At 62.0% G+C, this 26426-nt stretch carries 22 protein-coding genes and 1 pseudogene; 15 read left to right on the forward strand and 8 right to left on the reverse strand.

The genetic code is table 11. The features are described 5' to 3' along the window. Positions 1 to 121: 121 nt before the first annotated feature. The 3 genes and pseudogenes from Q7F16_RS12995 to xthA form a co-directional block, all read right to left on the reverse strand. Positions 122 to 301, reverse strand: a pseudogene (locus Q7F16_RS12995) (DUF6124 family protein); the annotation flags it as partial. 505 nt (positions 302 to 806) lie between these two features. Then, the gene (locus Q7F16_RS13000) at positions 807 to 2141 is read right to left on the reverse strand and encodes a substrate-binding domain-containing protein (protein WP_409556230.1); all 1335 of its coding nucleotides are present in this window, start codon (positions 2139 to 2141) and stop codon (positions 807 to 809) included. Between the two features lie 226 nt (positions 2142 to 2367). Beyond that, positions 2368 to 3180 carry an exodeoxyribonuclease III gene (gene xthA, locus Q7F16_RS13005; RefSeq protein ID WP_046064592.1) on the reverse strand — a complete coding sequence of 271 codons (813 nt, stop codon included), beginning with the start codon at positions 3178 to 3180 and terminating at the stop codon, positions 2368 to 2370. 177 nt (positions 3181 to 3357) lie between these two features. On the opposite strand from xthA, the gene Q7F16_RS13010 reads away from it, so the two are divergent. From Q7F16_RS13010 to Q7F16_RS13040, 7 genes are all read left to right on the forward strand, one after another. Further along, positions 3358 to 4008 (forward strand): GNAT family N-acetyltransferase, encoded by a 651-nt coding sequence (locus tag Q7F16_RS13010; protein WP_014337525.1) that lies wholly within the window; start codon positions 3358 to 3360, stop codon positions 4006 to 4008. 65 nt (positions 4009 to 4073) lie between these two features. Further along, complete coding sequence (locus tag Q7F16_RS13015) at positions 4074 to 5801, forward strand: autotransporter assembly complex protein TamA (protein WP_409556231.1); 1728 nt, start codon at positions 4074 to 4076, stop codon at positions 5799 to 5801. After that, positions 5798 to 9484 (forward strand): translocation/assembly module TamB domain-containing protein, encoded by a 3687-nt coding sequence (locus Q7F16_RS13020; protein ID WP_409556232.1) that lies wholly within the window; start codon positions 5798 to 5800, stop codon positions 9482 to 9484. Before Q7F16_RS13015 ends, Q7F16_RS13020 begins: the two co-directional genes overlap by 4 nt. 158 nt (positions 9485 to 9642) lie before the next feature. Further along, entirely contained in the window at positions 9643 to 10116 is a 474-nt protein-coding gene (locus tag Q7F16_RS13025) for a MarR family winged helix-turn-helix transcriptional regulator (RefSeq protein ID WP_046064595.1), read from the forward strand. Continuing rightward, positions 10113 to 11582: an efflux transporter outer membrane subunit gene (locus tag Q7F16_RS13030; RefSeq protein ID WP_046064596.1), complete on the forward strand. Its 1470-nt coding sequence runs from the start codon at positions 10113 to 10115 to the stop codon at positions 11580 to 11582. The genes Q7F16_RS13025 and Q7F16_RS13030 overlap by 4 nt, the downstream gene beginning before the upstream one ends. A gap of 15 nt (positions 11583 to 11597) precedes the next feature. Further along, entirely contained in the window at positions 11598 to 12794 is a 1197-nt protein-coding gene (locus Q7F16_RS13035) for an HlyD family secretion protein (RefSeq protein ID WP_095962804.1), read from the forward strand. Positions 12795 to 13037: 243 nt separating this feature from the next. Next, the gene (locus Q7F16_RS13040) at positions 13038 to 14567 is read left to right on the forward strand and encodes a DHA2 family efflux MFS transporter permease subunit (RefSeq protein ID WP_046064598.1); all 1530 of its coding nucleotides are present in this window, start codon (positions 13038 to 13040) and stop codon (positions 14565 to 14567) included. A gap of 145 nt (positions 14568 to 14712) precedes the next feature. Here Q7F16_RS13040 and Q7F16_RS13045 read toward each other — a convergent pair whose 3' ends face one another. After that, positions 14713 to 15462 carry a UDP-2,3-diacylglucosamine diphosphatase gene (locus Q7F16_RS13045; protein WP_079304583.1) on the reverse strand — a complete coding sequence of 250 codons (750 nt, stop codon included), beginning with the start codon at positions 15460 to 15462 and terminating at the stop codon, positions 14713 to 14715. Continuing rightward, positions 15459 to 15962, reverse strand: a complete 504-nt coding sequence (locus tag Q7F16_RS13050) for a peptidylprolyl isomerase (protein WP_014337533.1) — start codon at positions 15960 to 15962, stop codon at positions 15459 to 15461. The genes Q7F16_RS13045 and Q7F16_RS13050 overlap by 4 nt, the downstream gene beginning before the upstream one ends. 249 nt (positions 15963 to 16211) lie before the next feature. On the opposite strand from Q7F16_RS13050, the gene Q7F16_RS13055 reads away from it, so the two are divergent. From Q7F16_RS13055 to Q7F16_RS13065, 3 genes are all read left to right on the forward strand, one after another. Beyond that, positions 16212 to 17909 (forward strand): glutamine--tRNA ligase/YqeY domain fusion protein, encoded by a 1698-nt coding sequence (locus Q7F16_RS13055; RefSeq protein WP_079304581.1) that lies wholly within the window; start codon positions 16212 to 16214, stop codon positions 17907 to 17909. Between the two features lie 21 nt (positions 17910 to 17930). After that, complete coding sequence (cysS, locus tag Q7F16_RS13060; RefSeq protein WP_079304579.1) at positions 17931 to 19313, forward strand: cysteine--tRNA ligase; 1383 nt, start codon at positions 17931 to 17933, stop codon at positions 19311 to 19313. Between the two features lie 200 nt (positions 19314 to 19513). Further along, a complete protein-coding gene (locus Q7F16_RS13065; protein WP_079304577.1) occupies positions 19514 to 19969 on the forward strand; it encodes a DUF2214 family protein in 456 nt (151 codons plus the stop codon). A 189-nt stretch (positions 19970 to 20158) separates the two neighbouring features. On the opposite strand, the gene csrA is transcribed toward Q7F16_RS13065, so the two are convergent. Next, complete coding sequence (gene csrA, locus Q7F16_RS13070) at positions 20159 to 20353, reverse strand: carbon storage regulator CsrA (RefSeq protein ID WP_003179932.1); 195 nt, start codon at positions 20351 to 20353, stop codon at positions 20159 to 20161. A 247-nt stretch (positions 20354 to 20600) separates the two neighbouring features. Here csrA and Q7F16_RS13075 point away from each other — a divergent pair, with 247 nt between their 5' ends. After that, on the forward strand, positions 20601 to 20966 hold the full coding sequence (locus Q7F16_RS13075) for an SPOR domain-containing protein (protein WP_014337537.1): 366 nt from the start codon (positions 20601 to 20603) through the stop codon (positions 20964 to 20966). A gap of 144 nt (positions 20967 to 21110) precedes the next feature. Here the strand turns inward: Q7F16_RS13075 and Q7F16_RS13080 are convergent, their stop codons facing one another. Together Q7F16_RS13080 and Q7F16_RS13085 are read right to left on the reverse strand one after the other, a co-directional pair. Next, complete coding sequence (locus Q7F16_RS13080; protein WP_014337538.1) at positions 21111 to 21800, reverse strand: endonuclease; 690 nt, start codon at positions 21798 to 21800, stop codon at positions 21111 to 21113. Between the two features lie 5 nt (positions 21801 to 21805). Beyond that, complete coding sequence (locus tag Q7F16_RS13085; RefSeq protein WP_409556233.1) at positions 21806 to 22084, reverse strand: DUF1654 domain-containing protein; 279 nt, start codon at positions 22082 to 22084, stop codon at positions 21806 to 21808. Between the two features lie 218 nt (positions 22085 to 22302). Between Q7F16_RS13085 and Q7F16_RS13090 the strand changes: the two genes are divergently transcribed. From Q7F16_RS13090 to Q7F16_RS13105, 4 genes are all read left to right on the forward strand, one after another. After that, positions 22303 to 22749 carry a hypothetical protein gene (locus Q7F16_RS13090; protein WP_014337540.1) on the forward strand — a complete coding sequence of 149 codons (447 nt, stop codon included), beginning with the start codon at positions 22303 to 22305 and terminating at the stop codon, positions 22747 to 22749. 133 nt (positions 22750 to 22882) lie between these two features. Further along, on the forward strand, positions 22883 to 23839 hold the full coding sequence (locus Q7F16_RS13095) for a sugar ABC transporter substrate-binding protein (RefSeq protein WP_409556234.1): 957 nt from the start codon (positions 22883 to 22885) through the stop codon (positions 23837 to 23839). Positions 23840 to 23897: 58 nt separating this feature from the next. Then, positions 23898 to 25451, forward strand: coding sequence for a sugar ABC transporter ATP-binding protein (locus Q7F16_RS13100; protein WP_409556235.1), 1554 nt, complete (start codon positions 23898 to 23900; stop codon positions 25449 to 25451). Further along, complete coding sequence (locus tag Q7F16_RS13105; protein WP_014337543.1) at positions 25448 to 26425, forward strand: ABC transporter permease; 978 nt, start codon at positions 25448 to 25450, stop codon at positions 26423 to 26425. The genes Q7F16_RS13100 and Q7F16_RS13105 overlap by 4 nt, the downstream gene beginning before the upstream one ends. Position 26426: the final 1 nt, after the last annotated feature.

Genomic DNA, 26426 nt, shown 5'->3' on the forward strand with positions numbered 1-26426 from the left:
CGCTATGTCGTCCTGTGGGAGCGAGCTTGCTCGCGAAAGCGATCTGTCTGTCGATCAAGTGTTGACTGACACACAGCCTTCGCGAGCAAGCTCGCTCCCACAGGGGAATGTGCTGCAGCGGCTAGCGCGCTTCGACGTTGTCCAGCGCTCGGTTTGCCAGTTGCCCACTCAATTCGATCAATTGCTGGATGCCCAGGACAATGTGACGCCTTGAACCTCCCAGATCGAAGGCCAGGTCGCCGAGCATGGCGTTGGCCGAGGCCAGGGTTTCGCTGAGGTTGGCGAGCAGGGATTCGGTGTTGGCTTGAACATGGATGAAACTCCTTGGTAATTGGAGCCGCAACCTTTTGCTACCAAACATTAGGTGGCGGCTATACGCAGGTTGGTAGACCGGGTACCAAGGCAAACCCAGCGCGCCACAAGGGCGCCCCGCGCACAGCCGCCATAATAAATATGCCGGAGCCGTGCGCCTTAGTTTTACCCGGGCTACCAAACCCGATCGCTGATTTTCAGCGACCCGGAAACGATAAAGCCCTGGCCCCAAGGCGCACAAGCCGGCGGATTCTGGCGTAGTTGTAGGCAATGGCGCAAGACGACGGAGCTTGGTCCTACGCCGAAACCAACGCGATAAACGCCGAGCTTTTGTGGCGAGGGAGCTTGCTCCCGCTCGGCTGCGCAGCAGTCGTAAAACCGGCTGGCGCGATTTGCCTGGAGGACCGCGTCAGCTCATGTTGGGGCGGCTGCGCCACCCAGCGGGAGCAAGCTCCCTCGCCACAAAAGCGGGTTCGCTTTTTGATGGCGTCGGTTCAGTAAACCCAAACCTCCACCCGCCGATTCCGAACCCTGCCTTCATCCTCGCTGTTGGCCGCCACCGGCATCAATGCGCCGAAGCCCCGTACCTCTCGCAGCGCCACACCGTATTTGACCAGTTCACGCCGCACCGCCATGGCCCGCAGTTTGGACAGAAGGTCGGCCCGCGCCGGGTCGTCCTTGGCGTCGCCAAAACCCACCAGCGTCACGCGTCGATCGGTTTTGCCATGCTGCTTTATATAGTCGAGCACGCGGCCCAGGTCTTGATGGGCCTTGTTGTCCAGGCTGGCGCTGCCTTCTTCGAAGCGGAAGTTCACGGTCAAGCGTTGGGCGTGGCGGCTCAGGGCCTGGTAACCCTCGGGCATCAGTGCATTCGGCGTGACGGCCATGGCCTGGACGGTTTGGGCGATAAACCCGTTGGCGGCGACGATGGCCTGGCCTTTGTCGCTTTGGGTGAACGCCACCAGCGCCTCGGCCCACGAATTGGTTGCCTGGGGCGGTAAATAAAAGAACAGGCGCCGGGACAAGGGGTAGTCCTCGGTGGCAATCAGGTTGTTCAACGGCAACATGGGTTGGGAATCCCCGTCGACAATCGCCAGTGCCTTGGCCTGGCGCACATAGGGCAAACCGATGAAGCCGATGCCTTGCGGGTCCTGGCTGACAGCGTCGGACAACTGTTCGCTGGATTCGAAGCGCCGTGCTGAAGGATCCAGCCGTTTGCCCTGTCGGCCGAGGACCAGTTCCTTGAAGGTATCGTAGGTGCCGGACTGTTCATCCCGGGCATACAGATGAATCGGCCCACCCACACCGCCCACGGCTTCCCAGGTTTTCCCCTCGCCGCTGAAGATCCGCGCCAGTTGAACGGTATCGAGCTGACGCAACGGGTTCTGCGGATGAAGAATAATCGCCAGGCCATCAATGGCGATGACCTGCTCGGCGGTGGGACTTTTCAGGTCGCCCAGGGACGACAGTTCCTTCAGCTCGCTGTCCTTGATCGGTCGCGAAGAGGCGGCCAGGTCGGCGTTGCCCTGCTTGAGGGCGGCGAATCCGGTGCTGGAGCCGTGGGCCGCGATGTCCACTTCCACCCGCCGGCCATCGGCGGTCTGGCCGACGATGCGCTGTTCGTTGTCGTGACCGGTGATTTCGCTGCTGACCCTGAGCAGCCCCTGATCTTCCATCAAACCCCTGACCAGCGCCGGCCCGAGCGCCGCGCCGATGGTGTTGGAACCTTGGAGGCGCAGGGCCGGGCCCTGTTCGGGAATGGGCAAACTGCCGGCCGATGCCATGAACGGCAGCCAGAGGCCGATGAAAAAGACAACGCACAGCCGCATGCCGGCACCTGCTGAACCCGAGGAAGTGCCGGAAGATTAAGTCAGTCAGGTTACTGAAAGGTGACAGGGTTGCGACTTGTCGGGCGCGGCAGGGCAATGGGCACCATCAGAAGTTTCTGTGGGAGCAAAGCTTGCTCGCGATGCAGGCGGCACGGTTCAACTGAAAGGCCGTGTCATCGTTCATCGCGAGCAAGCTTTGCTCCCACAGGGGCTTTGTGTGCGCCAGTCAGCTCAACTGCAACCAGATCGGCGCATGGTCCGACGGTTTTTCCATGCCCCGCAGTTCGTAGTCCACGCCGGCATCCTTGATCCGTGGCAGCAGGCCATGGGAGGTGAGGATCAGGTCGATGCGCAGGCCGCGCTTGGGCTCGTCCTCGAAACCGCGGCTGCGGTAGTCGAACCAGCTGAAGCGGTCGGTGACGTCCGGGTTCAGGTGGCGGAAGCTGTCCACCAGGCCCCAGTTCTTCAGGCGCGCCATCCATTCGCGTTCTTCCGGCAGGAAGCTGCATTTGCCGGTTTTCAGCCAGCGCTTCATGTTGTCCGGGCCGATGCCGATGTCGCAGTCTTCCGGAGAAATGTTCACGTCGCCCATTACCACCACCGGCTGGTCGTTGCTGAAGCGGCTTTCCAGCAATTGCTGCAAATCGCTGTAGAAACGTTCCTTGGCCGGGAATTTGGTCGGGTGGTCGCGGCTTTCACCTTGTGGGAAATAACCGTTCATGATGGTCACCGGCACGCCGTTGGCATCGGCGAAGGTGCCCCAGATGAAGCGCCGCTGGGCGTCCTCGTCGTCGCCCTCGAAGCCCTTGTACAGGCTCAGTGGCGCCTGGCGGGAGAGCAGGGCGACGCCGTAATGGCCCTTTTGCCCGTGGTAATGCACGTGGTAGCCCAGGGCCTGCACCTCGGCCAGGGGAAATTGTTCGTCGTGGACCTTGGTTTCCTGCAGCCCGATCACGTCCGGCTGGTGCTTCTCGATCAGCGCCGCCAACTGATGGGGGCGGGCGCGCAGCCCGTTGATGTTGAAGGAGACGATCTTCATGGTCGGCTGTCCTGGCAAAACTGCGATGCTAGCTGACATGTGGGAACGGGGCCAGCGTGGCAGTAGGACAAATGCACTGCTAATGTCCTTTGCATGTAGGAACGATCACGACCCTATCGGGTTCGTACTCAATAAGAGCAGGGCCTCACCGAGCCTCGCCCCAGGAGATCCAACGCCATGCCCGAAACTGCAACCGCCATCGCCGATGTCCATATGCTCGACAGCGGTTATTCCCGTGAAGCCCGTTCGTTGCTGTACCAGGCCTATCGCCATGAGCCGACCTTCAGCTACCTGTTCGAATCCGAGCGTCCCGGTTATGAACAGCGGGTACGGGCCACGGTGCGTGAGTTGGTCAAGCAGCATTTTCTCCAGGACCTGCCGGCCATCGGCCTGCTGGTCAACGATCGGCTGATCGGCATCGCCCTGATCGCTCCGCCGCAGCGGCGCCTGGGCATCACCGAAAGCTGGGCCTGGCGCCTGCGCATGGTCTTGAGCACCGGTTTTCGTTGCACCCGGCGCTACCTGGAATACCACGCCGCGGTGCTGGCCTGCCTGCCGTCGGATGCGGTTCATGTATTGCCTCTGCTGGGGGTGCACCCACAGTTCCAGGGCAAGCATTTCGGCGAACAGTTGCTCGAAGCGGTGCATAACTGGTGTGCGGTGGATGAGCATTCCCAGGGCGTGGTGCTGGACACCGGTAACCCGCGTTACCTTGAGTTTTATAAACGCCAGGGTTACGAGGAAATCGGCGAAGTGGCGGTAGGACCGATCCGCGAGCATGTGTTCTTCCACGCCAACCCGCAGGTTCTGCAAAGCGCAACGGCATAATCGGTCGAACTTTTGCGAAATGTCCGGCTCTATCAAACACCTACGCTCGTGATAGCATCCGCGCCATGAACCTCCCAGGAAGAATGACCAGTGGCGCGCTCTTGCTGTCCATCAGCTGCGCGGCGCTGGCAAACAGTGAATTGGAAGTACGCGTCAAGCCGTCCAACGATGAACTCAAGGCCAACGTAGAAGGTTATATCGGCGGCGTGGGTGATCGCGACGAGGAGGCCTTGCTGCGCTTCAGCCGTGGTGCCGAGGAGCAGGCGCGCAAGGCCGCCCAGGCGCTGGGCTACTACCAGCCGCAGATCGACAGTGAGGTCAAGGGTGGCAAGGACCCACGCCTGGTGCTGACCATCGACCCCGGCGAGCCTGTGCATTTGCGCAACGTCACCGTGCGCATCGACGGCCCCGCGGCATCGCTCAAAGCCTTTCGCGTACCCAGCAACTCCGCCCTCAAGCCCGGCGCGGTGCTCAACCATGGCCGTTACGAAGACGCCAAGCGGATCATCCAGAACCAGGCCTCGCGCTATGGTTTTTTCAGCGGGCGCTTCACCCGGCAAAAACTCTTGGTGGACCCCCAGGCGGGCATCGCCGACATCGAGCTGATCTACGACAGCGGCCCGCGCTATGCCTTGGGCCCGGTGAGTTTTGAGGGCGACACGCCGTTCGACGAAGATCTGTTGCAGCGCATGGTGCCGTTCAAGGCTGGCACGGCGTACGACTCCGAACTCATTGCAGAGCTCAACCAGGCCCTGCAATCGAGCGGCTATTTCGAAGGCGTGCGCGTGGATGCCGCGCCCACCGCCGCCACCGATAACGTGATCCCGGTGGCGGTCAAGCTCGACACGCGCAAGCCGCGCACCATGGGCCTGGGCCTGGGGTTTTCCACCGACGTCGGGCCCAGGGCCAAAGCCAACTGGACGCGCCACTGGGTCAACCCCCAGGGCCACAGCTATGGCTGGGAAGCGGAAGTGTCGGCGCCCCGGCAGAACGTCGGCCTGTGGTACGACGTGCCTCTGGACCCGCCGCTGACCGACAAGATGCGCTACGCCGGCGGTTATCAATATGAAGAACTGGCCGGCACCGACAGCCTCAGTAAACTGCTCACCGTGGGCCCGGAATGGCACAGCAAGTTGCCGAGCGGCTGGCAGCGGGTGGTGTCGCTCAAATGGCAGCGCGAGGAGTATCGCCTCGGCGACGATGCGGGCTTGAGCACGCTGCTGATGCCGGGCGTGAGTTATTCCTACCTGCGCAGCGACAACCGCATCGATCCGCACAACGGCTACCGTTTGCAGTTCGACACCAAGGTCGCCAAGGAAGGGCTGGCCTCGGACAACAACCTTTTATACGGCACCGCCATGGTCAAGGGCCTGACCACGGTGTTCGACAAGCATCGCTTGCTGGCCCGGGCGCAGATCGGCGGCAGCGCCACCAATGGCTACAAATCCATCCCGCCGTCCCTGCGCTTTTTTGCCGGTGGCGACCAGAGCGTGCGGGGCTATGACTACCAGAGCCTGTCGCCGGAAAACGCCGAGGGTGACCGCATCGGTGGTCGCTACATGGTCGCCGGCAGCCTCGAATATCAATATTCCATCGCGGAAAAATGGCGGGTGGCGACGTTCATCGACCAGGGCAACTCGTTTAACAGCCTCGAACTGCCGAGCCTCAAGACCGGCGTGGGCGTCGGCGTGCGCTGGGTTTCGCCGGTGGGCCCGATCCGCCTCGACCTGGCCCATGCGATGGACGACGACGGCGGCATCCGCTTGCACTTTTCCATGGGGCCTGAGCTGTGACGCGTGGTTTGAAGATAACGCTGCTGGCGCTCGCCGGGGGCCTGCTGGCGGTCGTGCTGGCCTTGAGCGTTGTGCTGGGCACGGCATTCGGCAGCCGCTGGGCCCTCGGCCTGGTGCCGGGGCTGACCGTGGAGAATTTCCAGGGCCGGCTGGGCGGGCAGTGGAGCGCCGATCACGTGCTGTGGCAGCAGGATGCCAGTCGGGTGGAGGTGGATCGGCTGATATTCGCCTGGTCGCCGCTGTGCCTGGCACGCATGACCCTGTGCATCGAACAGCTCAAGGCCGACCAGGTTGCCTTGCAATTGCCAGCCTCTGCCGATGAACCGAGCAGCGGCCCGATCAGCTTGCCGGACCTGGACTTGCCGCTCGCCATCGAGCTGGGCGATGTGCAGGTCGGCAGCCTGTCGTTCAACGGCAGCGAGCAGCTCAAGGGCCTGCAATTGGTTGCCCATTGGACCGCCGAGGGCATGCAGATCGATTCGGTGCAATTGCAGCGCGATGAGCTGAGCCTGAAACTCTCCGGCCTGCTCAAGCCGGGCGGCGACTGGCCGTTGAACGCCGAGGGCCGGTTGACCTTACCGGCGCCGGGTGCCACGCCCTGGGCCCTGGACCTGAAAGTCGACGGCAACCTGCTCAAGATCCTCAACCTCAAGGCCGACAGCAGTGGTTACCTGCAAGGCCAGTTGAGCGGTGAACTGCAACCGCTGGCGGACAACCTGCCCGCCAAGGTGCGTATCAGCGCCGATGGCTTCAAGGCCAGTGCCGATCTGCCCGACACGCTGTTGCTCAATCAGCTGGAATTGACCGGCGAAGGCAATTTGAAAAACGGTTATCAACTGCTCGGCAAGGCGACACTGCCCGCCGAGAAAGGGCCGGTGGCGTTGTTGCTGCAAGGCACGGTGGACGCCAATGGCGCGCAGATCGCCGGCCTGGATCTGGATGCCGGCGCTCAGCAAAGCCTGAAACTCAGCGGCCAAGTGGACTGGCGCGAAGGCCTGCGCGCCGAAGCGAAAGTCGCCTGGCTGGATTTTCCCTGGCATCGCCTCTATCCGCTGATCGACGAGCCGCAGGTGACGTTGCGCAGCTTCGACGGCGAAGTCTCCTACACCGATGGCCAATACCTGGGCAACTTCCAGGCTGCGCTGGACGGACCTGCCGGGGCCTTCAGCCTGGGCAGCCCGTTCAGCGGCGACCTGACGCAAATCCACTTGCCGCAGCTCAAGCTCGCGGCGGGACAGGGCAAGGCCGAAGGGCACCTGAGCCTGCAGTTTGCCGAGGGCATCGCCTGGGACACGGCGCTGCAACTGTCGGCCATCAACCCGGCGTATTGGCTTGGCGAGTTGCCTGGGACCCTGGCCGGGCCGTTGCGCAGCAAAGGGATGATGAAGAACGACCGCCTCGATCTCGACGCGGACCTGGACCTCAAGGGCAAACTGCGTGGCCAGCCAGCGGTGCTCCAGGCCAAGGCCAGCGGCGCTGGCGAGCAGTGGAACCTCAGTGCGCTGGATATTCGCCTGGGTGATAACCGCATCAACGGCAGTGCCAGCCTGCAAGAGAAACTGACCGGCCAGATCGACATCAAGCTCGCACGCCTGGCGCAGCTCTGGCCGCAATTGCGCGGCCAAGTCGTCGGCCGTGTCGACGTCGCCGGCACGCTCAAGGCCCCCCAAGGCAAGCTCGGCCTGCAAGGCACGCAACTGGCTTTCCAGGACAATCGCCTGCAAAGCCTGAACCTGGACGCGACCCTCGACGGCGCCCAGCGCGGCAAGCTCGACCTCAAGGCCAGCGGCATCCGTGTCGGCGAAACGTCACTGGGCGTGCTGACGGTCAGCGGCCAGGGCGATATCAAACAGCAGAAGCTCAACCTGGACCTGCAAGGGCCGCAGCTCGACACGACCCTGGCCCTCGATGGCGCCCTCGACCAGGGCAATTGGCGCGGGCGCCTGGCCAGCGGCCACGTGCAGGCCGGCGGTCAAGCCTGGCGCCTGCAAGCCCCGGCGAAACTGGAGCGCCTGGCCGATGGCACGCTCAATGTCGGCGCTCATTGCTGGCGTTCCGGCGTGGCCAGCCTGTGCGGCGAAGACCAGCGGCTGATGCCGGAGCCGAAGCTGCGCTATCACCTCAAGCAGTTCCCCATCGAAAGCCTGGCCCAGTGGATGCCCAAGGATTTTGCCTGGCAGGGGCGGCTCAACGCGGACCTGCAACTGGACCTGCCGGCCAGCGGCCCGAATGGCCGGGTCCTGGTGGACGCCAGCGGCGGTACTTTACGGATTCGGGACAAGGAGGGCGATAAGGCGCAATGGCTGGACTTCCCCTACCAGACTCTCACGCTCAACAGTCGCCTGACCTCCAAGCGCATCGACACCGACCTGAATTTTGTCGGCGCCAGGCTCGGCGAACTGATGCTGCAGGCGCAGATCAACCCGCTGCCGGCCAGCAAACCCTTGAGCGGTTCGTTCCGCCTGACCGGCCTGGACCTGTCCGTGGCCCGGCCATTCGTGCCGATGGTGGAAACCCTCACCGGTCACCTGAACGGCAGCGGGACCTTGTCCGGTGGTTTGCTCGCGCCCCAGGTCAACGGCAACCTGGTGCTCAGCGACGGCGAAGTGTCTGGCCCGGAGCTGCCGGTCAGCCTCGAAGCCTTGCAGATGCGGGCAACGATTACCGGCGAAGCGGTGCAGCTCAATGGCAATTGGAAAAGTGGCAAGAGCGGGCAGGGCAGCTTGAACGGCAACATCGGCTGGGGCGACGCCCTGACCATGAACCTGGCCCTCAAGGGCTCGCAACTGCCGGTCACCGTCGAGCCTTATGCGGTGCTCGACGTGGCGCCTGACCTCAACATCACCATGCAGGGTGAGCGGCTTTCCATTGCCGGCAAGGTCCTGGTGCCCAAAGGCGAGATCACCGTCCGCGAACTGCCGCCGTCCACTGTCAAGGTCTCGGATGACACGGTGATCGTCGGCCACCAGACCGAAGAGGGCAAGGCGCCGCTGGCCATGGCGATGGACATCGACGTGATCGTCGGCCAGGACAAACTTGCGTTCTCGGGTTTCGGCCTGACCGCCAACGTGCAGGGCCAGGTCCACATCGGTGACAACATGGACACCCGCGGCGAGCTCTGGCTCAACGACGGTCGTTATCGGGCCTATGGGCAACGGCTGACGGTGCGACGGGCGCGGCTGCTGTTTGCCGGCCCCATCGACCAGCCCTACCTGGACATCGAAGCGATCCGCCAGACCGACGACGTGATCGCCGGTATCCGCTTGAGCGGCAGCGCCGAGCAGCCGGCCACGCAAATTTTCTCGGAACCGGCCATGAGCCAGGAGCAGGCATTGTCCTACCTGGTGCTGGGCCGACCGCTGAGCACCACCGGCGAGGACAACAACATGCTCGCCCAGGCGGCGTTGGGCCTGGGGTTGATGGGCAGCTCGGGGGTGACCAGCAGCCTGGCCAATAACCTGGGGATCGAGGATTTCCAGCTCGACACCCAGGGCAGCGGCAATGCCACCAGCGTGGTCGCCAGCGGCAACCTGTCGGAAAAACTCAGCCTGCGCTACGGCGTTGGCGTGTTCGAACCGGCCAACACCATCGCCCTGCGCTACAAGCTCAGCAAGAAGGTTTACCTCGAAGCCGCGAGCGGCGTCGCCAGCTCGCTGGACATCTTCTACAAACGCGATTTCTAACCCCGTCCCCCCAATCCTATGAAAGCTGAGCTTGCTCCCACAGGACCAGCTCCCACACAATTTATGTGGATAGCAAGCTAACTATTTGTTTGACATTTGCTGCCTAAGCAGTAATATCTCGACACACATTCACTGCCTAGGCAGCAAACGGTGGTCAGATGAAGCATTTCACCCCAGACGATTTTCACAATTGCCATCTCGGCATGCTGCTCGGCCGCGCCGCGCTGCTCAAGGACCGGATCATCGACACCCACATGGAACCGGTCGGCATCACCGCCGCGCAGTTCAAGGTGTTGATCATCATGGCCCAGCACGGCATCGACACGCCCGCCGAGCTGTGCCGGTACCTGTCCCTGGACAGCGGCTCGATGACGCGGATGCTCGATCGCCTGGAGCAGAAAGGTTTCCTCGCCCGCCAGCGCTCGGTGGATGACCGTCGGCAAGTGCTGCTGGTGCTGACCGAAGCCGGCCAGGCCCTGGCGGATCGCTTGCCCGTTATCGGCGCCGACGCCATGAACCAGTTGGCCAGCGCCATCAGCCGCGAGGAGCTGCAAACCCTCGAACAGATCCTCAAGAAAATGCTGCTCGCCGCCGGTGACCCCATCACTGTGCTGCGATTGGGGGACAAATGAAGCGTAAAACCTTGCGTACCCGATTAAGCCTGGTGGTCTTGGCGATGAGCCTGGCGGGCTGTGCCAGCTACAGCGGCCTGAAGACCGAAGGCGTCAGCCTCGAGGCCCAGAGCCTCAAGGCCGGGCAATCCCTGAACGGTGTCACGCTGTCGCCGGCCGCGTGGCCAAAAAGCGATTGGTGGAAAAGCCTCGGCGACCCACAACTCGACGGCCTGATCCGTGAAGCCCTGCGCGATAGCCCGGACATGCAGATCGCCAGTGCCCGGGTGCATCAGGCCAGTGCCGCCGCCTACGCCGCCAACGCGGCGCGCCTGCCGACCCTGGATGCCAGTGGCGGCGCCAGTCGTTCGCGCTTGTCCCGTGACCAGGACCCGCAAGGGCAGGGCGGGGCGTACAGCACCCTGCGCACGTTAGGTGTGGACTTCAATTACAACTTCGACCTCTGGGGTGGCCAGCGTGCCGCCTGGGAAGCCGCCCTGGGCCAGGCCCGCGCCGCCGAGATCGATCGCCAGGCCGCGCAACTGACCCTGGCCGCCGACGTGGCCCGGGCCTATAGCGACCTGGGCCAGGCCCACATTATTTATGACCTGGCCGCCGAGGACCTCAAGCGCACCCGGCAGATGCTCGACCTGGGCAAACGCCGTCTCACTGCCGGGATCGACAGCGAATATCAGTTCCAGCAGACCGAAAGCCTGGAAGCCAGCGCCGATGCAACCCTGATCGACGCGGAGAAACGCCTGCAAAGCGCCAAGATCGCCCTGGCGGTGCTGCTGGGCAAAGGCCCGGATCGCGGCAGTGAAATCGCCCGGCCCAACGTGCTGCAAGCCAGCGCGGTCGCCTTGCCATCGAACCTGCCGGCCGAGTTGCTGGGGCGGCGTCCGGACCTGGTCGCGGCACGTTGGCGGGTCGAGGCGGCGAGCAAGGACATCGAGGCCGGCAAGACCAACTTCTACCCCAATCTCAACTTGAGCGCAGCCGCCGGAACCCGCTCGTTGCTGGGCGATGCGATGTTCGGTTCGGCCAGTCGCTTCTTCAATGTGGGGCCAACGGTGTCGCTGCCGATCTTCGACGGCGGCCGCTTGCGGGCGGACCTGGATGCCCGGGACGCCGATTACGACCTGGCGGTGGCGCAGTACAACAAGAGCCTGGTCACGGCCCTTGGCGATGTCAGCGACACCATTAACCAATTGCGTGACATCGCTCGCCAGATCGGCGCCCAGCAACATGCCACCGATATCGCACAGAGCTCCTACGACACGGTGGTCCAGCGCTACGGCTCGGGCATCGGAAATTACCTGGACGTGCTGAGCATCGAGCAGCAATTGCTCCAGGCCCAGCGCCAACTGGCGAACCTGAATGCCGAGCAGATCGATTTGTCGATCCAACTGATGCAGGCCCTGGGCGGTGGTTTCGAGGCCCAGACCCTGGCGGCGGCCACCCCGGCCTCTACCACGCCAAATAACTGATTCGAGGTACTTGTCATGGCGACTGCCGAAACGACTCAATCCGAACATGCGCAAGACAGCCACCCACGCAAGCGCAAGGTCATGCTGCTGACACTGACGCTGCTGGTCATTCTTTCGGGCCTGGGCGTCTGGGCCTGGCACGAACTGTATGGTCGCTGGAGCGAAAGCACCGACGATGCCTATGTGAACGGCAACGTGGTGGAAATCACGCCGCTGGTCACCGGCACCGTGGTGAGCATCGGGGCCGACGACGGCGACCTGGTGCGTGAAGGCCAGGTGCTGGTGCAGTTCGACCCGAACGACGCCGAAGTCGGGCTGCAAAGTGCCCAGGCCAACCTGGCCCGGACCGTGCGCCAGGTGCGTGGTTTGTACAGCAATGTCGATGGCATGCGGGCGCAGGTCAATGCGCAAGAGGCCGAAGTGCAGAAGGCCCAGGAAAACTACAGCCGACGCAAGAACCTGGCGGCCGGCGGGGCGATTTCCAAGGAGGAACTGTCTCACGCCCGGGATGACCTGACCTCGGCGCAGAACGCCTTGGCCAATGCCCGGCAACAGCTCAAGACCACCAGCGCCTTGGTGGACGATACCGTGGTGTCGTCCCATCCCGACGTGCAGTCCGCCGCCGCGCAGTTGCGCCAGGCCTTCCTGGCCAACGCCCGCAGTACCTTGATCGCACCGGTTACCGGTTATGTCGCCAAGCGCACCGTGCAACTGGGCCAACGGGTGCAGCCGGGTACGGCGTTGATGGCGGTGATCCCGCTGGATCAGCTGTGGATCGACGCCAACTTCAAGGAAACCCAACTGCGCGACATGCGCATCGGCCAGCCGGTGGACATCGAAGCCGACCTGTACGGCAGCGATGTGAAGTACAGCGGCACCATCGACAGCCTTGGCGCCGGGACCGGCAGCGCGTTTGCCTTGCTACCGGCGCAGAACGCCACCGGTAACTGGATCAAGATCGTCCAGCGAGTGCCGGTGCGCATCCACATCAATGCCCAGGAGCTGGCCAAGCATCCGCTGCGGGTTGGCCTGTCGACCCTGGTCAACGTCGACCTGCACGACCAGAGCGGCCCGGTACTGGCCCAACAGCCACCGCAGAAAGCGTCGTTCAGCACCCAGGTCTACGACCGGCAGTTGGCCGATGCCGACGCGATGATCGCCCGCCTGATCCATGACAACAGCGCGGTGGCCAGCAAGACCGCGCAGCGCTGATCGCAATTGCAGGCCAGCCTCTGAAATCTGTGGGAGCAAGGCTGTGTGGGAGCAAGACCCTGTGGGAGCAAGGCTTGCCCGCGAAACAGTCACCTTGATTTCTGAAAGACCGCATCGCCTGTTTCGCGAGCAAGCTTTGCTCCCACACAGCCTTGCTCCCACAGGGTTTAAGGATCTTGCTCCCACAGGGTTTGGGTCTTGTCCTAAGGGATTTCGCCATCTTCGCTTCATAGGATTTTCGCAATGAGCAATAACGCGTCTTTCACGCCGCCCAGCCTGTTGCTCAGCACCATCGGGCTGTCGCTGGCGACGTTCATGCAAGTGCTCGACACCACCATTGCCAACGTCGCCTTGCCGACCATTTCCGGCAACCTGGGCGTCAGCTCGGAGCAGGGCACTTGGGTGATCACCTCGTTCGCGGTGAGCAACGCCATCGCCCTGCCGCTCACCGGCTGGCTGAGCCGGCGGTTTGGCGAGGTGAAGCTGTTTTTGTGGGCGACGATGCTGTTCGTGCTTGCTTCGTTCTTGTGTGGTATTTCCACCTCGATGCCGGAGCTGATTGGCTTTCGCGTGCTCCAGGGGCTGGTGGCCGGGCCGTTGTACCCGATGACCCAGACCTTGCTGATAGCCGTGTACCCGCCGGCCAGGCGCGGCATGGCCCTGGCGTTGCTGGCGATGGTCACGGTGGTGGCGCCGATTGCCGGGCCGATCCTCGGTGGCTGGATCACCGACAGCTACAGCTGGCCGTGGATTTTCTTCATTAACGTGCCCATCGGCCTCTTCGCGACGCTCGTGGTGAAACAGCAGCTCAAGGCGCGGCCGGTGGTCACCAGCCATCAACCAATGGACTACGTGGGGCTGATCACGCTGATCATCGGGGTCGGCGCGCTCCAGGTGATCCTCGACAAAGGCAACGACCTGGACTGGTTCGAATCGAACTTCATCATCATCGGTGCGCTGATTTCGATCATTGCCCTGGCGGTGTTCGTGATCTGGGAAATGACCGACCGTCATCCGGTGGTCAATCTTCGGCTGTTCGCCTATCGCAACTTTCGCATCGGCACCATTGTGCTGGTGGGGGGCTACGCCGGGTTCTTCGGCATCAACCTGATCCTGCCGCAGTGGTTGCAGACACAGATGGGCTACACCGCCACCTGGGCCGGGCTGGCGGTGGCGCCCATCGGTATCCTGCCGGTGCTGATGTCGCCTTTCGTCGGCAAGTACGCCCACCGGTTCGACCTGCGCGTGTTGGCCGGGCTGGCGTTCCTGGCCATCGGCCTGAGCTGCTTCATGCGCGCCGGGTTCACCAACGAGGTGGATTTCCAGCACATTGCGCTGGTGCAGTTGTTCATGGGCATCGGCGTGGCGCTGTTCTTCATGCCGACCCTGAGCATCCTGATGTCGGACCTGCCGCCGCACCAGATTGCCGACGGCGCGGGGCTGGCGACGTTCCTGCGGACCCTGGGCGGCAGCTTTGCCGCGTCCCTGACCACCTGGATCTGGATCCGCCGGGCCGACCAACATCACGCCTACTTGAGTGAAAGCATCAGCACCTTCGAGCCGGCCACCCGCGAGGCACTCAACCAGCTCGGCGGCGCGAGTGCCCCGGCCTATGCCCAGCTCGACCAGATCCTCAACAGCCAGGCGTACATGCTCTCCACCGTGGATTACTTCACGCTGCTGGGGTGGGCATTCATGGGGTTGATCGTGCTGGTGTGGCTGGCGAAGCCGCCGTTTGCGGCGAAGGCTGGGCCTGCATCGGCGGGGCACTGATCCACACACAAAACCCTGCGGGAGCGTACCTGTGGGAGCAAGGCTTGCCCGCGATACAGGCGACATGGTTCAACTGCAAGACCGTGTCATCGTTCATCGCGAGCAAGCTTTGCTCCCACAGGCTCCCACAGGATCTGTGTAGGCTTTAGGTGCTTGGCAACGCCAACTGCGCATTACCAAACCCAAACGGCGCCAACGCAAAGCCCTGTTCGTCCACCTGCAACGCCCAGCCTTGCTTGTCCCAATCCCCCAGCACAATGCGCCGGGCGGCGTGTTCGCCCAGTTGCAACTTGTGGATGGCAGGACGATGGGTGTGGCCGTGGATCAAGGTCTTCACGCCGTATTGCTGCATGATCCGCGGGATCTCTTCGGGCGTGACGTCGACGATGTCATTGGCTTTCATGCGTGTCTGCGTGCGGCTTTCGCTGCGCAGTTTGCGCGCCAGTTTCTGGCGGCTGCCCAGCGGCAGGTGCCGCAGGATGAACAGCGTCACGGGATTGCGCAGCCAGCGCCGCAGCTTCATGTAGCCTTCGTCGCGGGTGCAGAGGCTGTCGCCGTGCATCAGCAGCACCGGCTCGCCGTTGAACTGCACGACACTCGGGTCCTTGAGCAGGGTGCAGCCGGCCGCTTTGCAAAAGGCCTGCCCCAGCATGAAGTCGCGATTGCCGTGCATCAGGAAGATGGCCGTGCCGCTGTCGCTCAATTCGCGCAGGGCCTGGCAGATGGAACGCTGGAACGGCGTCATGGCATCGTCGCCGATCCAGGCTTCGAAAAAGTCGCCCAGAATGTACAACGCTTGCGCCGAGCGGGCGCGTGTGGCGAGTAAATCCAGAAACGCCCGGGTGATGTCCGGGCGCTCCTCTTCCAGATGCAAGTCTGAAATCAGCAATATCACTCAACGATCTCGGCTTTCTCGATGATCACGTCTTCTGCCGGGACGTCCTGGTGGCCGGCCTTGGACGTGGTGGCGACGCCTTTGATCTTGTCGACCACGTCGGTGCCTTCGATCACTTCACCGAACACTGCATAGCCCCAACCCTGTACGGTCTTGGCGCTGTGGTTCAGGAAGCTGTTGTCCGCCACGTTGATGAAGAACTGCGCGGAGGCCGAATGCGGCTCCATGGTACGGGCCATGGCAACGCTGTACTTTTTGTTCGGCAGGCCGTTGTCGGCTTCGTTCTGGATGCTTGGGCGCTTGTCTTTCTTTTCCTTCATGCCTGGCTCGAAACCGCCGCCCTGGATCATGAAGTTGCCGATGACGCGGTGGAACACGGTGTTTTCGTAGTGGCCGGCGTTGACGTACTCGATGAAGTTGGCCACGGTCAGCGGCGCCTTCTCGGCATTCAGTTGCAGAACGATGTCACCGTGGTTGGTGGTCAGTTTGACTTTGCTCATGATCGGTACTCTTTCAAGGAATTCGTGGGTTTCGGGGCTTCACTGCCCGCAACCGGTCTGGCTGTAATCGGCCAGGCTGGGCAGTTTAGCGTGCCGGGCACGAATTTCGAGGCTGTTTTTCATCTGGCCGTCGATTAAATTCAATCGTTTGCCGGCCTGGCCTGTCAGGTGCTTGACAGCATCGGCTATGATACGGGCTTTGATTTATCAGGCCGCACCCGGCCGCGCACTTGTCTGTTCAAGGATCCTATGAGCAAGCCCACTGTCGACCCTACCTCGAATTCCAAGACCGGCCCGGCCGTGCCGGTCAACTTCCTGCGCCCGATCATCCAGGCGGACCTGGACTCGGGTAAGCACACACAGATCGTCACTCGCTTCCCACCAGAACCCAACGGCTACCTGCACATCGGCCATGCCAAGTCGATCTGCGTGAACTTCGGCCTGGCCCAGGAGTTCGGCGGCGTCACGCACCTGCGTTTCGACGACACCAACCCGGCCAAGGAAGACCAGGAATACATCGACGCGATCGAAAGCGACGTCAAGTGGCTGGGTTTCCAATGGTCCGGTGAGGTGCGCTACGCCTCGCAATATTTCGACCAGTTGCACGACTGGGCCGTGGAACTGATCAAGGCCGGCAACGCCTACGTGTGCGACCTGACCCCCGAGCAGGCCAAGGAATACCGTGGCAGCCTGACCGAGCCGGGCAAGAACAGCCCGTACCGTGACCGCAGCGTGGAAGAGAACCTGGACCTGTTCGCCCGCATGCGCGCCGGTGAGTTCCCGGACGGCGCACGGGTGCTGCGTGCCAAGATCGACATGGCTTCGCCGAACATGAACCTGCGCGACCCGATCATGTACCGCATCCGTCACGCCCATCACCACCAGACCGGCGACAAATGGTGCATCTACCCCAACTATGACTTCACCCACGGCCAGTCGGACGCCATCGAAGGCATCACACATTCGATCTGCACCCTGGAGTTCGAAAGCCATCGTCCGTTGTACGAGTGGTTCCTCGAGCACCTGCCGGTGCCGGCCACCCCGCGCCAGTACGAATTCAGCCGCCTGAACCTGAACTACACCATCACCAGCAAGCGCAAGCTCAAGCAACTGGTGGACGAGAAACACGTCAACGGCTGGGACGACCCGCGCATGTCGACGCTGTCGGGCTTCCGTCGTCGCGGCTACACGCCCAAGTCGATCCGCAATTTCTGCGAAATGGTCGGCACCAACCGTTCCGACGGCGTGGTGGACTTCGGCATGCTGGAATTCAGCATCCGTGACGACCTCGACCACAGCGCCCCGCGCGCCATGTGCGTGCTGCGTCCGCTGAAAGTCGTGATCACCAATTACCCGGAAGGCCAGGTCGAGAACCTCGAGCTGCCGCGCCACCCGAAAGAAGACATGGGCGTGCGCGTCCTGCCGTTCGCCCGGGAAATCTACATCGACCGTGACGACTTCATGGAAGAGCCGCCCAAAGGCTACAAGCGCCTGGAACCTGCCGGTGAAGTGCGCCTGCGTGGCAGCTACGTGATCCGCGCCGACGAGGCCATCAAGGACGCCGACGGCAACATCGTCGAACTGCGTTGCTCGTACGATCCCGACACCCTGGGCAAGAACCCGGAAGGTCGCAAGGTCAAGGGCGTGATCCACTGGGTGCCGGCCGCCGCCAGCGTCGAGTGCGAAGTGCGCCTGTACGATCGCCTGTTCCGTTCGCCGAACCCGGAAAAGGCCGAAGACAGCGCCAGCTTCCTGGACAACATCAACCCTGACTCCCTGCAAGTACTCACTGGTTGTCGTGCCGAGCCTTCGTTGGGCAACGCACAGCCGGAAGACCGTTTCCAGTTCGAGCGCGAAGGTTACTTCTGCGCGGATATCAAGGACTCGAAACCCGGTGCTCCGGTATTCAACCGTACCGTGACCTTGCGCGATTCCTGGGGTCAGTGATCAAGTCTTAAGGGAAACCCTGTGCTTACGATCTACAACACGCTCACCAAGAGCAAAGAAGTCTTCAAGCCGCTGGATGGCAACAAGGTCCGCATGTACGTCTGCGGGATGACCGTGTACGACTACTGCCACATTGGCCATGGTCGCAGCATGGTCGCCTTCGACCTGGTGACCCGCTGGCTGCGGTTCAGCGGTTATGACCTGACCTACGTGCGCAACATCACCGACATCGAAGACAAGATCATCAACCGTGCCCGTGAAAACGGCGAGCCTTACGATGCGCTGACCGAGCGCATGATCAAGGCCATGCACGAGGATGAGGCGCGCCTCAATATCCTCAAGCCGGACCTGGAGCCCCGTGCCACGGACCACATCCCTGGCATGCTGAGCATGATCCAGACCTTGATCGACAAGGGCTACGCCTACGCACCGGGCAATGGCGACGTGTACTACCGCGTTGCCAAGTTCATGGGCTACGGCAAGCTGTCGCGCAAGAAGATCGAAGACCTGCGCATCGGCGCGCGTATCGAAGTCGACGAGTCGAAACAGGACCCGCTGGATTTCGTGCTGTGGAAAGCCGCCAAGCCGGGTGAGCCGAGCTGGGAGTCGCCGTGGGGCGCCGGGCGTCCGGGTTGGCACATCGAATGCTCGGTGATGTCCACCTGCTGCCTGGGCGAGACCTTCGACATTCATGGCGGCGGCAGCGACCTGGAGTTCCCGCACCACGAAAACGAAATCGCCCAGAGCGAAGCGGCCACCGGCAAGACCTACGCCAACGCGTGGATGCATTGCGGCATGATCCGGATCAATGGCGAGAAGATGTCCAAGTCCTTGAACAACTTCTTCACCATCCGCGACGTGCTCGACAAGTACCACCCGGAAGTCGTGCGTTACCTGCTGGTGTCGAGCCACTACCGCAGCGCCATCAACTACTCGGAAGACAACCTCAAGGATGCCAAGGGTGCCCTGGAGCGTTTCTATCACGCGTTGAAGGGCCTGCCGAGCGTGCCTGCCGCCGGTGGCGAAGCGTTCGTGGCGCGTTTCACCGAAGTGATGAACGACGACTTCGGCACGCCGGAAGCGTGTGCGGTGCTGTTCGAAATGGTGCGTGAGATCAACCGCCTGCGTGAGAGCGATCTCAATGCGGCGGCCGGTCTGGCGGCCCGCCTGAAAGAACTGGCCAGCGTACTGGGTGTGTTGCAGCTCGAAGCTGATGACTTCCTGCAGGCCGGTGCCGAAGGCCGCGTGGACGCCGCCGAAGTCGAGGCGTTGATCCAGGCGCGCCTGACTGCGCGCGCCAACAAGGATTGGGCTGAATCCGACCGCATCCGCGACCAGCTCACCGCCATGGGTGTGGTGCTGGAAGATGGGAAGGGCGGCACGACCTGGCGTCTGGCGGACTAAGCTCTTCTAAAGCTCGCCGTACCCCTGTGGGAGCGAGCTTGCTCGCGATAGCGGAATGTCAGGCAACATTGTTGTCGACTGATACACCGCCATCGCGAGCAAGCTCGCTCCCACATTTTTTTGTGGCCAGCCTGGCAATCATTGTTTTATGAGCTAGTACTGTCAGGTCGATTCGACGTTCTCTCTGACAGGGTTCTTCCATGTTGGCTCATTGGTCGCTTGCGGCAATTCATCTGCTGGCGTTCGCCCTCGGGTTCTGGGCGGTGCTGGCGCGCGGCACGGCGCTGCGACGCCTGGCGGGCGGTGTGGACGCGGTTCGGGGTGTCTTGATCGCTGACAACGTGTGGGGCCTGTCGGCGCTGGTGCTGTTGGTGACCGGTGGGATGCGTGCGTTCGGTGGGTACGAAAAAGGCACGGACTATTACCTGCACCAACCGCTGTTTCACCTGAAGATGACCTTGCTCCTGCTGATCCTGTTGCTTGAGGTCGCGCCAATGATCGCCCTGATCAAATGGCGGATGGCGCTTGGCAAAGGGGCTGCGATCGATCCTTCGAAAGCCGGCCGGTTTGCACGGATCAGCCACATCGAAGCCTTGCTGCTGATCTTGATGGTGATCGCCGCCACGGGCATGGCGCGCGGCGTGAGCCTGGTTTGACCGACCGCGAACGCCTGCTTCGTCATCATTAAAACGAAACGTCTGACAGCCATGCTAAGCGCCATGTCATTAGTATCGGTTCAACGGGCTGGACGAAAAAAGCGGGGGCAGGGTGAGGTACGGTCGACCGGAATCTTTAGCCAGCCATTGCGGCGATGCAAACGGGCTGGCTACGGACTGCAGCAAGGCTCAGGGAGTTTGCGGCTTATCGGGGGCAGTGAGGCCCGCCTGAATACGCTGGTAAATCTCTTCGCGATGCACCGCAACGTTTTTCGGGGCGTTGATGCCGATCCGGACCTGTTGGCCGCTTACGCCCAGAATGGTGATCGTGATGTCGTCACCAATGTTTATGCTTTCACCGACTTTGCGGGTGAGTATCAGCATGGTGTTCTCCTTGATTGCTTTATAGGGCACCTGATTCAGACAGTGCAGATGTCGGTACTGCTTATAGATTAGTGCTAAGTGTCACAATGTGGGTGCCTCTTTCTGACGTGCAGATGCTGCATTAATTCCCAGGGTGCGACTATACAGAGACGCCGGGCAGGATTCTCGTGTTTTGAGCATTGTTTGCGGCGATCTTGACGGTCACGGGTGCTAAAATCCGTGCCTCATGTCTTCCGGGGGAAACGTTGTGCGCAAATTGGCTTGGGTTATCGCGGTATTGGTGCTGGCAGGATGCGGTGAAGGGCGTGACGTCGAAGCATCGAAACCCAAACCCGTAGCGACCTCCGCACCGGCCGCCGCTGCCGCCCCGCAGTGGGCCGTCGAGGTTCGCGGCGAGACGCCGCAAGCAGTCAGCGACCTGACCGGTTGGCTCATCGAACACAGCTTCATGTCGAACGTGGTGCGGGAAAACGGCAAGGTGCGCGTCCTGGTCGGTCCTTTCAGTTCCAAGGCCGAGGCCGAAGCCAAGCAGGAACAGGTGACGGCTGCCCTGGTCCGGGCGAAAAAACGTAACATCGAGACGTTGGTGGTGGATTACCCGACGGCCCAGTAATCGGGCAGCACAAACAAGTCAGTCAAGCCACAAAACCTGTGGGAGCGAGCTTGCTCGCGATAGCGGTGGATCAGCCAATGTTGATGTTGACTGACATGCCCCTATCGCGAGCAAGCTCGCTCCCACAGTTTCATAAATGCGAGGTCAGCCGCAGGCCTTCAAATTTACCGGCCCCACGAACTCGTTCCCGCGGCCCATGACGCACGCCACGCTCTGGTTGCGCTGACGTTCCCAGCTTTCGACCGGGTAGGTCTTGTCCCAGGCTTCATACAAGCGCCGGTCCTGTTTCGAGAGGCGCAGGCCATATTGCTTGCTCATGTAGAAATAGGTCCGGGCGATCATTCCCCGGATAGAAGGGCGGGGCATGACCTTCTTGGCCTTGAAATCCACTTGGGTCAGGCATGAGCCGTATTGGCCCTTTTGTTCCGGCAGCCAGCCGAAACTGAAATTGCTCCGATCACCATTCACTTCCCCGATGCTCGGCACCAGGTTGTGCAGGTCGGCCTCGGCCCGTTGATAGACCGGATCATGGCGGGTGCAGTTCTTGCGACCGCCTTGTTGCCAGCATTGACGCTGATGGCCGATCTGCCACGCCGGGACAATATGTTCCCATTCAATACGGGCGGCACGGCTGGCATTCTTGCGCGGTACATAACCGCAGGCGGCCAGGTTCACGCGATTGCCGGTGTATTTGCAGCCACAGTAGAACTCGGTGGATTGCGGTGCGTAGAGTTTCCAGGCGACTTTCTTGGCTTCGTTGAAGGTGCGCGGTGCACCGGCCTGTGCGCCCATGGCGATAAACACAAGCAATAAAGCTAAACAGCGAACACTCATCAGGCTCAATCTTCCTTCGGCACAACCCAGAAAACCTGCACACCACCATCGTCGCGATAGGCGAGGGTCACGTTATCGTTCTCGTCGATTTCTTCCAGGAGGCGCTCCCACTCATCCACCGGCTCGTCGGGAAGGCGGAAAATCAGGGCTGCCTTGGCTTTTTGCGCAGTGGGGGCGTTGATGATTTTCGAGACCCGCAGGCCGAGTCGCGTATAGGAATCTAAGGGGGTAGTTGCAGCGGAGGGCGTGGCCACAGGGTTATCCTTATCAAGCTGTACGTGCATACAGTATTTAACCGTAGGCGTTTACGCAACTACTTAAAATTCAAGAAAATCGTCTGACAGCGCTTTTTTCGTTTTGGTGTAGGAGAAAGGAATTTTTTATTGTCTGGAATAAACGGGTGGCTCAACCGCCCTGGCCTGTGACGGATTTGCGCGAACGCTAAAGAAATGGGCTCGGCGGGCGATGCCCTGCATAGGAATCCCCTCCATGGAGTTTTGATATGTCGTTTTCTGTCGGCTTTCCCAATGCGGCGGCCGTGACCATCGGCGGTCAGTCCGCAGCGACCCTGAAGGCCTTGAGCGAGGCGGGTACCGAGGCCGCCAATGGGACCCTGGGCGAAACACCAACACCCGGCAAGGTCCGTACGGGTACGGGCGCTGAAGCGACCGATCAGGCGCAAGAGAGCGGCAGCACCCAGAGCATTGCCGTCCAGGTATTGCTCAAGCGGATGCAAGAGCTTCAGCAGCAGATGCGCGAGCAGCAACAACAACTGGCCGCTGCGCAGTCGCGGGACTATCCGACGCCGGAAGCCAAGACCTCGGCGGTCATGGCGCTCCAGGGACAGATCGCCGACACCAGTGGCGCGTTGCTGGAGGTCACCGGCCACTTGGTCACGGAGCTGGCAAAGGGCGCCAGTTCAGGTACGGTGGTCAATACGACGGTCTGAACGGCGACGTTGCGGATGAAACCGCAACGTTGACAAATCCCCGAAGCCTTACCATAGTTCACTTCACGCAAACGTTTGCGCGGCGTTCCGTGCATTGATTTGCTCACAATAATCATAAGATCGGAGTGAACCCATGAAGTTGCCATTCGCTGGACGCCTTCTCGCTGTTGCCATGCTCGCGGCCGCATCCGCTGTGCTGCCTATCTCCTCGGCATTCGCCCAGACCGCAGAAAAACCCAAGGTCGCCCTGGTCATGAAATCCCTGGCCAACGAGTTCTTCCTGACCATGGAAGACGGCGCCAAGGCGTATCAGAAGGAACACTCCGCCGATTTCGACCTGATCTCCAACGGGATCAAGGATGAAACCGACACCGCCAACCAGATCCGCATCGTCGAGCAGATGATCGTATCCAAGGTCGATGCCCTGATCATCGCACCAGCGGATTCCAAGGCCATGGTGCCGGTCATCAAGAAAGCCGTCGACGCTGGCATCACCGTGATCAATATCGATAACCAGCTCGATCCGGCCGTGGTCAAGAGCAAGAACATCACCGTGCCGTTCGTAGGCCCGGACAACCGCAAGGGTGCGCGCCTGGTGGGCGAGTACCTGGCCAAGCAACTCAAGGCCGGTGACGAAGTCGGCATCATCGAAGGCGTGTCCACCACCACCAATGCCCAGGCACGCACCGCAGGCTTCAAGGATGCGATGGAAGCGGCGCAGGTCAAGGTCGTCTCCCTGCAATCGGGCGACTGGGAAATCAACAAGGGCAACCAGGTTGCCGCGTCGATGCTCAGCGAATACCCGAACATCAAGGCACTGCTGGCCGGTAACGACAGCATGGCGGTCGGCGCTGTATCGGCCGTGCGCGCGGCGGGCAAGGCGGGCAAGGTGCAGGTAGTCGGCTACGACAACATCAATGCCATCAAGCCGATGCTCAAGGATGGTCGTGTCCTGGCGACGGCCGACCAGTTCGCCGCCAAGCAGGCCGTGTTCGGCATCGAGACGGCCTTGAAGATGCTCAAGGGCGAAAAAGTCGACAGCGGCACCAACGGCGTTATCGAAACTCCGGTCGAGCTGGTGACCAAGTAGTTATCCTGGCGACACAACGGTGCTCGCCCATCCGGGCGAGCGCATTGGAGAGTTTGTTATGTCCGTTCGCGACCCGAACGCTGTCCTGTGCGTCAGCGGTATCGGCAAGACCTATGCCCAGCCGGTACTGACCGATATCAACCTGACGTTGATGCGCGGTGAAGTGCTGGCGCTGACCGGTGAAAATGGCGCCGGCAAAAGCACCTTGTCCAAGATCATCGGCGGGCTGGTGACGCCGACGACCGGGCAGATGCAATTTCAAGGTCAGGATTATCGCCCTGGCAGCCGGACCCAGGCTGAAGAGCTGGGCGTGCGCATGGTGATGCAGGAACTCAACCTGCTGCCGACCCTTTCCGTGGCTGAAAACCTGTTTCTCGACAACCTGCCCAGCCACGGCGGCTGGATCAGTCGCAAGCAATTGCGCAAGGCGGCCATCGAGGCCATGGCCCAGGTGGGGCTCGATGCCATCGATCCCGACACGCTGGTCGGCGAGCTGGGGATCGGTCACCAGCAGATGGTCGAGATCGCCCGCAACCTGATCGGCGATTGCCATGTGCTGATTCTCGATGAGCCGACCGCCATGCTGACGGCCCGTGAAGTCGAGATGCTCTTTGAACAGATCACTCGCCTGCAGGAACGCGGCGTGTCGATCATCTACATTTCCCATCGCCTCGAAGAACTGGCGCGGGTCGCCCAGCGCATTGCTGTACTGCGTGATGGCAACCTGGTCTGCGTCGAGCCGATGGCCAACTACGACAGCGAGCAACTGGTGACCCTGATGGTCGGCAGGGAGCTGGGCGAGCATATCGACCTGGGTCCACGCCAGATGGGCGCGCCAGCGCTGACCGTTAAAGGCCTGACACGCTCCGACAAGGTCCGCGACGTGTCCTTTGAAGTGCGCAGTGGCGAGATATTCGGTATCTCCGGTCTGATCGGGGCAGGGCGCACCGAGTTGTTGCGGCTGATCTTCGGTGCCGATACCGCTGACAGTGGCACGGTGGCGCTGGGTTCGCCGGCCCAGGTCGTGAGCATTCGCTCCCCCTCGGATGCGGTAGCCCATGGCATTGCGTTGATCACCGAAGACCGCAAGGGCGAAGGCCTGCTGCTGACCCAGTCCATCGCCGCCAACATTGCCCTGGGCAACATGCCGGAGATATCCAGCGCCGGCCTGGTCAATGGCAGCGCCGAACTGGCCTTGGCGCAGCGGCAGGTCGATGCCATGCGTATCCGCAGCTCCAGCCCGACCCAGTTGGTGTCCGAGCTGTCGGGCGGCAACCAGCAGAAAGTCGTGATCGGGCGTTGGCTCGAACGCGATTGCGCGGTCATGTTGTTCGATGAGCCGACCCGTGGCATCGACGTCGGCGCCAAATTCGACATTTATGCGCTGCTCGGCGAGCTGACTCGCCAGGGCAAGGCGCTGGTCGTGGTGTCCAGTGACCTGCGGGAATTGATGTTGATCTGTGACCGGATCGGCGTGCTGTCCGCCGGACGCCTGATCGACACCTTCGAGCGCGACAGTTGGACCCAGGATGACTTGCTTGCCGCCGCATTCGCCGGCTACCAGAAACGTGATGCGTTGCTCAACGAAGCAGCGCCTAGGGATTTTTCATGAAAACCGCATCTGCCGTCGGCAAATCGAGTGGCAATTTCTATGGCCTCGGGACCTACCTGGGCCTGGCTGGCGCGCTGCTGGCCATGATCGCGCTGTTCTCGACCCTGAGCAGCCATTTTTTGTCCTATGACACCTTCAGCACCTTGGCCAACCAGATTCCGGATCTCATGGTGCTGGCGGTCGGCATGACGTTCATCCTGATCATCGGTGGCATCGACCTGTCGGTGGGGTCGGTGCTGGCACTTGCCGCATCGACGGTCAGCGTGGCCGTGCTTGGCTGGGGCTGGAGCGTCTGGCCATCGGCCTTGCTCGGCATGGCCGTGGCGGCGCTGGCGGGTACGGTCACCGGTTCGATTACCGTGGCGTGGCGGATTCCATCGTTCATCGTCTCCCTCGGCGTGCTGGAGATGGCCCGGGGCCTGGCGTACCAGATGACCGGCTCGCGGACTGCCTACATCGGCGACTCGTTCGCCTGGCTGTCCAACCCCATCGCCTTTGGTATCTCGCCTTCGTTCATCATCGCCTTGCTGGTGATCTTCATTGCCCAGGCGGTGCTGACCCGTACGGTGTTCGGCCGCTACCTGATCGGCATCGGCACCAATGAAGAAGCCGTGCGCCTGGCCGGCATCAATCCAAAGCCCTACAAGATCCTGGTGTTCAGTCTGATGGGCTTGCTGGCCGGTGTGGCCGCGCTGTTCCAGATTTCGCGCCTGGAGGCGGCGGATCCGAACGCCGGTTCAGGGCTTGAACTGCAGGTCATCGCTGCCGTGGTCATCGGCGGCACCAGCCTGATGGGTGGCCGCGGTTCGGTCATCAGCACCTTCTTTGGCGTGCTGATCATCTCCGTGCTGGCGGCGGGCCTGGCGCAGATCGGCGCCACTGAGCCGACCAAGCGCATCATTACCGGTGCGGTGATCGTGGTGGCGGTCGTGCTCGATACCTATCGCAGCCAGCGCGCCAGTCGGCGGGGCTGAA

The organism is Pseudomonas sp. Lb2C2, assembly GCF_052112205.1.
Taxonomy (GTDB): Bacteria; Pseudomonadota; Gammaproteobacteria; order Pseudomonadales; family Pseudomonadaceae; genus Aquipseudomonas; species Aquipseudomonas kilonensis.

Bases quoted from the DNA above. Each gene is read 5' to 3' on its own strand.
- csrA (WP_003179932.1), bottom strand. From the start codon at position 20,353: ATGCTGATACTCACCCGCAAAGTCGGTGAAAGCATAAACATTGGTGAC.
- Q7F16_RS13090 (WP_014337540.1), top strand. From the start codon at position 22,303: ATGTCGTTTTCTGTCGGCTTTCCCAATGCGGCGGCCGTGACCATCGGC.
- xthA (WP_046064592.1), bottom strand. From the start codon at position 3,180: ATGAAGATCGTCTCCTTCAACATCAACGGGCTGCGCGCCCGCCCCCAT.
- Q7F16_RS13105 (WP_014337543.1), top strand. From the start codon at position 25,448: ATGAAAACCGCATCTGCCGTCGGCAAATCGAGTGGCAATTTCTATGGC.
- Q7F16_RS13055 (WP_079304581.1), top strand. From the start codon at position 16,212: ATGAGCAAGCCCACTGTCGACCCTACCTCGAATTCCAAGACCGGCCCG.
- Q7F16_RS13080 (WP_014337538.1), bottom strand. From the start codon at position 21,800: ATGAGTGTTCGCTGTTTAGCTTTATTGCTTGTGTTTATCGCCATGGGC.
- Q7F16_RS13100 (WP_409556235.1), top strand. From the start codon at position 23,898: ATGTCCGTTCGCGACCCGAACGCTGTCCTGTGCGTCAGCGGTATCGGC.
- Q7F16_RS13030 (WP_046064596.1), top strand. From the start codon at position 10,113: ATGAAGCGTAAAACCTTGCGTACCCGATTAAGCCTGGTGGTCTTGGCG.
- Q7F16_RS13040 (WP_046064598.1), top strand. From the start codon at position 13,038: ATGAGCAATAACGCGTCTTTCACGCCGCCCAGCCTGTTGCTCAGCACC.
- Q7F16_RS13000 (WP_409556230.1), bottom strand. From the start codon at position 2,141: ATGCGGCTGTGCGTTGTCTTTTTCATCGGCCTCTGGCTGCCGTTCATG.
- Q7F16_RS13085 (WP_409556233.1), bottom strand. From the start codon at position 22,084: ATGCACGTACAGCTTGATAAGGATAACCCTGTGGCCACGCCCTCCGCT.
- Q7F16_RS13010 (WP_014337525.1), top strand. From the start codon at position 3,358: ATGCCCGAAACTGCAACCGCCATCGCCGATGTCCATATGCTCGACAGC.
- Q7F16_RS13015 (WP_409556231.1), top strand. From the start codon at position 4,074: ATGAACCTCCCAGGAAGAATGACCAGTGGCGCGCTCTTGCTGTCCATC.
- Q7F16_RS13050 (WP_014337533.1), bottom strand. From the start codon at position 15,962: ATGAGCAAAGTCAAACTGACCACCAACCACGGTGACATCGTTCTGCAA.
- Q7F16_RS13065 (WP_079304577.1), top strand. From the start codon at position 19,514: ATGTTGGCTCATTGGTCGCTTGCGGCAATTCATCTGCTGGCGTTCGCC.
- Q7F16_RS13025 (WP_046064595.1), top strand. From the start codon at position 9,643: ATGAAGCATTTCACCCCAGACGATTTTCACAATTGCCATCTCGGCATG.
- Q7F16_RS13035 (WP_095962804.1), top strand. From the start codon at position 11,598: ATGGCGACTGCCGAAACGACTCAATCCGAACATGCGCAAGACAGCCAC.
- Q7F16_RS13095 (WP_409556234.1), top strand. From the start codon at position 22,883: ATGAAGTTGCCATTCGCTGGACGCCTTCTCGCTGTTGCCATGCTCGCG.